The organism is Arthrobacter sp. Dra40, assembly GCF_059091905.1.
The window spans coordinates 1-3,554 of the sequence record NZ_JBNHHB010000360.1 but is presented as its reverse complement, the minus strand read 5'-3'; the positions used below and the strand labels follow the sequence as shown (position 1 = coordinate 3,554).

The following is a 3,554-nucleotide window of genomic DNA, read 5'->3' as shown; positions in this document are numbered from 1 at the left end:
ATTCATGACCCACGAACCAGTATGAGGTGACCAGATGGCTTTGACGCCAGAAGACGTTGTCAACAAGAGGTTCCAGCCGACTAAGTTCCGCGAAGGCTATGACCAGGATGAGGTTGACGACTTTCTCGATGAGATCGTCGTCGAACTCCGCCGGCTGAACCAGGAGAACGACGAACTTCGCAAGAAGCTGGCTGAAGCCACGTCGGGCAAGGCTCCGGAGGCCACCGTGCCGGCTCCGGTCTCTGCCGCCCCGAAGACCGAACAGGTCCGCGAACAGGTCAAGGAAGAACCGAAGGTCGAGCCTAAGGCGAAGGAAGAGCCGAAGCCGGCTCCTGCCGCAGCCGCGGCCCCCGCGACCGACCGCTCCGCTACCGCCGAGTCGGCGGCGGGCGTGCTGGCCATGGCCCAGAAGCTCCACGACGAGTACGTCACCGCCGGCGTGGAGCAGCGGGACAAGATCATCGCCGAGGCGCAGCTGGAAGCCAGCAGCCTGGTCAATGACGCCGAAGAAAAGAGCCGCAAGACGCTGGGCAACCTCGAGCAGCAGAAGGCCGTGCTGGAGCGCAAGCTCGAGCAGCTGCGTGGATTCGAGCGCGACTACCGCGCCCGCCTGAAGGCCTACATCGAAGGCCAGCTGCGCGATCTGGAAGCCCGCGGCTCCTTCGCTGCCCCCGAAGTCAAGGACAGCGCCGACGCGTAAGCGCGGAAGGTAACTGACGGCCCTGTTCCGCAGGGTCCCCATGGCCGGCGCCGGGATCATCCTGCCGCCGGCCATTGCCTTTGGACACCGCACCGGTGCCCCGGACGGCACTGAAGACGAGAGAGACATGTCAGAAACTCCACCGCCAGCTGATCGATCCAACGAAGGGGCGGCGGCCGAGCCCGGACAACGCAAGGGCAGAGGCCGGTTCATCCTGCTGCTGGCAGGCTGCGCGGCCTTCGCCTATGCCTTCGATCAATTGACCAAATGGTGGGTCGTGTCCACCATGACCGAGGGCCAGATCACCCCGGTGTTGCCGCCCCTGCTGCACTGGCATTTCATCCGCAACTCGGGCGCCGCCTTCTCCATCGGCCAGGACCACACCTGGGTGTTTACCCTCGTGATGTCGGCCGTCGCCATCGCGATCCTGGTTTACGCCCGCAAGGTCCGCTCCCTGTGGTGGTCCGTGGCGCTCGGCTTCCTGCTGGGCGGCGCGCTGGGCAACCTGACCGACCGGCTGTTCCGCGAACCCGCTTTCGGCGTCGGGCACGTGGTGGATTTCATCGCCTTCCCGAACTTTGCGATCTTCAACATCGCAGACTCCGCCGTCGTCGGGGCCGTCATCCTGTGGTGCGTGCTGACTTTCATGGGGATTGGCATGGATGGCACCCGGGAGACCGCTAAGACCGGGGACCGCACGTCGAGCGGGGACGGCAAGCCGCTCGATGGCGGCAAGCCAGCAGGGGAGAGCGGTGACTGACGACGTCAGGGTCGTCGAGCTGGACAGTGGGACGGCCGGCGAACGGGCAGACACGGTTGTCGCCGCGCTGCTGGGGGTATCCCGCTCGGCCGCCGCGGCACTATTCGGCGACAAATGCGTGGAACTGGATGGCCGAGCCATCGCCAAATCGGCAAAGCTCCCGGAACACGGAAGCCTGCGCATTGCCGTACCGGAGCAGCGGGATCCGCTCGCCGTCGTGGTGGAAGAGGTTGAGGATTTGAAGATTCTCGGAGACGAGGACGATTTCGTCGTCATCGACAAGCCGGTGGGCGTGGCGGCGCATCCGTCGCCCGGTTGGGTGGGGCCCACCGTGGTGGGTGCCCTCGCCGCCCGCGGCTACCGGATTTCGACGTCCGGGGCCGCCGAGCGGGCGGGGATCGTCCACCGCCTGGACGTGGGAACCTCCGGCGTGATGGTGGTGGCCAAGACCGAACACGGCTACACCCTGCTGAAGCGCGCGTTCAAGGACCGCACGGTGGACAAGGTCTACCACGCGCTCGTGCAGGGGCTGCCGGATCCGCTGGAGGGCACGATCGATGCGCCGATCGGCCGGCACCCCGGCTACGACTGGCGGTTCGCCGTGGTGGAAGACGGCCGCCATTCGCTGACCCACTATGAGGTCATCGAGGCCTTCGGCAAGGCCTCCTTGGTCGAAGTGCATCTGGAGACCGGCCGGACCCACCAGATCCGCGTGCACTTTTCGGCGCTCCGGCACCCCTGCGCCGGCGACCTGACCTACGGCGCCGATCCGAAACTTGCCGCAGCCCTGGGCCTGACCCGGCAGTGGCTGCATGCCAAAAAGCTTGGCTTCCACCACCCCGGCAACGGGGAGTGGGTTGAATACGAAAGCGAGTACCCGCAGGACTTGGCTTACGCGCTGCAGGCACTGGCCGAACACCGCGTGTAGCCCGGACTGGCTGGCTCCGACGCCTAGAATGAAACGGTGGCAGCAGTGACTTCTTCCAAGACCGGCAACGATTCCTTCGTCCATCTTCACAACCACACCGAGTACTCGATGCTCGACGGTGCCGCGCGGCTGACCGACTTGTTCAGCCACACCGAGGAACTGGGCATGAACGCGGTGGCGACGACGGACCATGGGTTTGTCTTTGGTGCCTTCGATTTCTGGAACAAGGCCCGCAACGCCGGGGTCAAACCCATTGTCGGCGTCGAAGCGTACCTGACTCCGGGAACCGCCCGGGCGGACAAGACGCGCGTGCGCTGGGGCGACGGCGGGCGCAACGACGTCTCCGGCGCCGGCGCCTATACCCACATGACCATGTGGGCCGAGACCACCGAGGGCATGCACAACCTCTTCCGCGCCTCGTCGCTGGCCTCGCTGGAAGGCTACCTGTACAAGCCCCGGATGGACCGGGACCTGCTCCAGACCTATGGCAAGGGCCTGATCGCCACCACCGGCTGCCCGTCCGGCGAGGTCCAGACCAAGCTGCGGCTGGGCCTCTACAACGAGGCCAAGCAGGCGGCCTCCGATTTCCGGGACATCTTCGGCAAGGAGAACTTCTTCTGCGAGCTGATGGACCACGGACTGGACATCGAGCGCAACGTGCAGACCGACCTGCGGAAGCTGGCGCGCGAACTCGGGCTCCCGTTTGTGGCCACCAACGACCTCCACTACACGCACGCCGAGGATGCCAAGTCACATGCGGCGCTGCTGTGCGTGCAGTCCGGCTCGTCGCTGGCCGACCCGAAACGGTTCAAGTTCGATGCCGACGAGTTCTATCTGAAGTCCCCGGCGGAGATGCGGGCCATTTTCCGCGATGTGCCCGAAGCGTGCGACAACACCCTGTTGATCGCCGAGCGCTGCAACGTGGAGTTCAACACCAAGGCCTCCTACATGCCGCGGTTCCCGGTGCCGGAGGGCGAGAACGAGGAATCCTGGTTCGTTAAGGAAGTCGAGAAGGGGCTGCACTACCGGTTCCCGACGGGCATTCCCGACGACGTGCGCAAGCAGGCCGAATATGAGATCGGCATCATTCTCCAGATGGGCTTCCCCGGCTACTTCCTGGTGGTGGCCGACTTCATCAACTGGTCCAAGGACCACGGCATCCGGGT

General features: G+C 65.3%; 4 protein-coding genes. All 4 read left to right on the top strand.

What is annotated here, in order from left to right:
- Nucleotides 1-34 precede the first annotated feature (34 nt).
- Complete coding sequence (locus AC5RWT_RS35750) at nucleotides 35-700, top strand: DivIVA domain-containing protein (protein ID WP_494084359.1); 666 nt, start codon at nucleotides 35-37, stop codon at nucleotides 698-700.
- A gap of 127 nt (nucleotides 701-827) precedes the next feature.
- Nucleotides 828-1,460, top strand: coding sequence for a signal peptidase II (lspA, locus tag AC5RWT_RS35745; protein WP_494044108.1), 633 nt, complete (start codon nucleotides 828-830; stop codon nucleotides 1,458-1,460).
- On the top strand, nucleotides 1,426-2,388 hold the full coding sequence (locus tag AC5RWT_RS35740; protein ID WP_494044107.1) for an RluA family pseudouridine synthase: 963 nt from the start codon (nucleotides 1,426-1,428) through the stop codon (nucleotides 2,386-2,388). Before lspA ends, AC5RWT_RS35740 begins: the two co-directional genes overlap by 35 nt.
- Before the next feature lie 108 nt (nucleotides 2,389-2,496).
- Nucleotides 2,497-3,554: PHP domain-containing protein (locus AC5RWT_RS35735; RefSeq protein WP_494084360.1), on the top strand; the 1,058-nt coding region annotated here is incomplete at its 3' end.

What these genes read in the sequence shown, in the direction of transcription:
- AC5RWT_RS35750 (WP_494084359.1), top strand. Translation starts at nt 35, where the DNA reads ATGGCTTTGACGCCAGAAGACGTTGTCAACAAGAGGTTCCAGCCGACT.
- lspA (WP_494044108.1), top strand. Translation starts at nt 828, where the DNA reads ATGTCAGAAACTCCACCGCCAGCTGATCGATCCAACGAAGGGGCGGCG.
- AC5RWT_RS35740 (WP_494044107.1), top strand. Translation starts at nt 1,426, where the DNA reads ATGGCGGCAAGCCAGCAGGGGAGAGCGGTGACTGACGACGTCAGGGTC.